Below are 3,939 nucleotides of genomic sequence, written 5' to 3'. Positions count from 1 at the left end.
GGAAGCGTATTATTCGCATCCCGCTTGAGACAAGGCCTAGCGCTAAGTCAAAAGCAACGTTCTTTAACAATTTGGTAGCTTACTTATTTGTGTGAGCACTCGCAATGATTTGAGTAGTTAAAACAAATTATTCAATATTGCAGTGATTACAAAGTTTTTGTGATTCATTGAGATAATTGAGAAAAACTTTTTTTGAAGAGTTTGATCATGGCTCAGATTGAACGCTGGCGGCAGGCCTAACACATGCAAGTCGAGCGGTAACATTTCTAGCTTGCTAGAAGATGACGAGCGGCGGACGGGTGAGTAATGCTTGGGGATCTGCCCTTTAGTGGAGGATAACCATTGGAAACGATGGCTAATACTGCATAGTATCTGCGGATTAAAGGGGGCTTCGGCTCTCGCTAGAGGATGAACCCAAGTGGGATTAGCTAGTTGGTAAGGTAACGGCTTACCAAGGCGACGATCCCTAGCTGGTCTGAGAGGATGATCAGCCACACTGGAACTGAGACACGGTCCAGACTCCTACGGGAGGCAGCAGTGGGGAATATTGCACAATGGGCGAAAGCCTGATGCAGCCATGCCGCGTGTGTGAAGAAGGCCTTCGGGTTGTAAAGCACTTTCAGTAGGGAGGAAAGCTAAGTAGTTAATACCTGCTTAGTGTGACGTTACCTACAGAAGAAGCACCGGCTAACTTCGTGCCAGCAGCCGCGGTAATACGAGGGGTGCAAGCGTTAATCGGAATTACTGGGCGTAAAGCGAGCGTAGGCGGTTACGTAAGCTGGATGTGAAAAACCGGGGCTCAACCTCGGCCGTGCATTCAGAACTGCGTAACTAGAGTCCTGTAGAGGGGGGTAGAATTTCAGGTGTAGCGGTGAAATGCGTAGAGATCTGAAGGAATACCAGTGGCGAAGGCGGCCCCCTGGACAGAGACTGACGCTGAGGTTCGAAAGCGTGGGTAGCGAACAGGATTAGATACCCTGGTAGTCCACGCCGTAAACGATGTCTACTTGTTGTTTGTGTCTTTAAGACGTGAGTGACGAAGCTAACGCGCTAAGTAGACCGCCTGGGGAGTACGGCCGCAAGGTTAAAACTCAAATGAATTGACGGGGGCCCGCACAAGCGGTGGAGCATGTGGTTTAATTCGATGCAACGCGAAGAACCTTACCATCCCTTGACATCCAGAGAATTTAGCAGAGATGCTTTTGTGCCTTCGGGAACTCTGAGACAGGTGCTGCATGGCTGTCGTCAGCTCGTGTTGTGAAATGTTGGGTTAAGTCCCGCAACGAGCGCAACCCCTATCCTTAGTTGCCATCAGTTCGGCTGGGAACTCTAAGGAGACTGCCGGTGACAAACCGGAGGAAGGTGGGGACGACGTCAAGTCATCATGGCCCTTACGGGATGGGCTACACACGTGCTACAATGGCAGGTACAGAGGGTTGCGAGCTAGCGATAGTTAGCGAATCCCTTAAAGCTTGTCGTAGTCCGGATTGGAGTCTGCAACTCGACTCCATGAAGTCGGAATCGCTAGTAATCGCAGATCAGAATGCTGCGGTGAATACGTTCCCGGGCCTTGTACACACCGCCCGTCACACCATGGGAGTGGGCTGCACCAGAAGTGGATAGCTTAACATTGGGCGTTCACCACGGTGTGGTTCATGACTGGGGTGAAGTCGTAACAAGGTAGCCCTAGGGGAACCTGGGGCTGGATCACCTCCTTACCTAACACGAAAGTCTTGCGTAGTGTTCACACAAATAAGTAAATTTACCAAAGTGGTTGAAGAGACCAAATCAAAGCAAACCGTGTTTTGATTTGGTTTTTTAAACCAACGTTCTTTAACAATTAGGCACAAGTAACTAGTAGTTCACACAGACTTTTTTAAAGTTTGTAATAAGAGCAAATTAGTTTATTCAAAACTAACAAGGCGTGTTACAAGTCTTTGGCTTTATGGCTTGATTTATCTTTTAAGCAATTAAAAGGTTATTTCGGGTTGTATGGTTAAGTGACTAAGCGTACACGGTGGATGCCTTGGCAGTTAGAGGCGATGAAAGACGTGTTAATCTGCGATAAGCCTGGACGAGTTGATAAAAAACGTTTGAGTCCAGGATGTCTGAATGGGGAAACCCACCCTTTTAGGGTATCTGCTACTGAATACATAGGTAGTAGAGGCGAACCGGGAGAACTGAAACATCTAAGTACCCCGAGGAAAAGAAATCAATTGAGATTCCGTTAGTAGCGGCGAGCGAACGCGGATTAGCCGATGTTTATGAGTCCAGTGGAACATTCTGGAAAGTTTGGCGATACAGGGTGATAGCCCCGTACACGAAAGGCTGATAAGCACATATTAAGTAGGTCGGGACACGTGATATCTTGACTGAAGATGGGGGGACCATCCTCCAAGGCTAAATACTCCTAACTGACCGATAGCGAACCAGTACCGTGAGGGAAAGGCGAAAAGAACCCCTGTGAGGGGAGTGAAATAGAACCTGAAACCGTGTACGTACAAGCAGTGGGAGCAGACTTGTTCTGTGACTGCGTACCTTTTGTATAATGGGTCAGCGACTTATATTTAGTAGCAAGGTTAACCGTTTAGGGGAGCCGTAGAGAAATCGAGTCTTAACTGGGCGTCGAGTTGCTAGGTATAGACCCGAAACCCGGTGATCTACCCATGGGCAGGTTGAAGGTTGAGTAACATCAACTGGAGGACCGAACTCACTAACGTTGAAAAGTTAGGAGATGACCTGTGGGTCGGAGTGAAAGGCTAATCAAACCGGGAGATAGCTGGTTCTCCCCGAAATCTATTTAGGTAGAGCCTCGGACGAATACCATTGGGGGTAGAGCACTGTTAAGGCTAGGGGGTCATCCCGACTTACCAACCCTTTGCAAACTCCGAATACCAATGAGTACTATCCGGGAGACACACGATGGGTGCTAACGTCCATCGTGAAGAGGGCAACAACCCAGACCGTCAGCTAAGGTCCCAAAGTATATGTTAAGTGGGAAACGATGTGAGAAGGCATAGACAGCTAGGAGGTTGGCTTAGAAGCAGCCACCCTTTAAAGAAAGCGTAATAGCTCACTAGTCGAGTCGGCTTGCGCGGAAGATGTAACGGGGCTAAACATATCACCGAAGCTACGGATTTGCAGTTTACTGCAAGTGGTAGGGGAGCGTTCTGTAAGCGGTTGAAGGTGTATCGTAAGGTATGCTGGACGTATCAGAAGTGCGAATGCTGACATGAGTAACGATAATGGGGGTGAAAAACCCCCACGCCGGAAGACCAAGGTTTCCTATCCCATGCTAATCAGGGTAGGGTAAGCCGGCCCCTAAGGCGAGGCAGAAATGCGTAGTCGATGGGAAACGGGTTAATATTCCCGTGCTTGAATATATTGCGATGTGGGGACGGAGAAGGCTAAACAAGCATGGCGTTGGTTGTCCATGTGAAAGTATGTAGGTTGAGGACTTAGGCAAATCCGGGTCCTTAAGACTGAGATACGAGACGACACTCTACGGAGTGGAAGTTGTTGATGCCCTGCTTCCAGGAAAAGCCACTAAGCTTCAGATATATTCGAACCGTACCCCAAACCGACACAGGTGGTCAGGTAGAGAATACTAAGGCGCTTGAGAGAACTCGGGTGAAGGAACTAGGCAAAATAGTACCGTAACTTCGGGAGAAGGTACGCTGTTGTTTGTTAAACCCTTGCGGTGTAAGCGAATGACAGTCGCAGTGACCAGGTGGCTGGAACTGTTTATTAAAAACACAGCACTGTGCAAAATCGTAAGATGACGTATACGGTGTGACACCTGCCCGGTGCCGGAAGGTTAATTGATGGGGTTATCTTCGGAGAAGCTCTTGATCGAAGCCCCGGTAAACGGCGGCCGTAACTATAACGGTCCTAAGGTAGCGAAATTCCTTGTCGGGTAAGTTCCGACCTGCACGAATG

2 rRNA genes are annotated in these 3,939 nt (G+C 48.7%); both read left to right on the top strand.

The features are described from left to right. The first annotated feature begins 189 nt into the window (after positions 1-189). Positions 190-1,718 (top strand): 16S ribosomal RNA (locus HR060_RS18915). A 276-nt stretch (positions 1,719-1,994) separates the two neighbouring features. Beyond that, a 23S ribosomal RNA gene (locus tag HR060_RS18910) occupies positions 1,995-3,939 on the top strand; the annotation flags it as partial.

Source organism: Marinifaba aquimaris (genome assembly GCF_013328345.1).
GTDB classification, from domain to species: Bacteria; Pseudomonadota; Gammaproteobacteria; order Enterobacterales; family Alteromonadaceae; genus Marinifaba; species Marinifaba aquimaris.
Note: the sequence above shows the minus strand (reverse complement) of the source record. Positions and strands in the feature narration are given on the sequence as shown.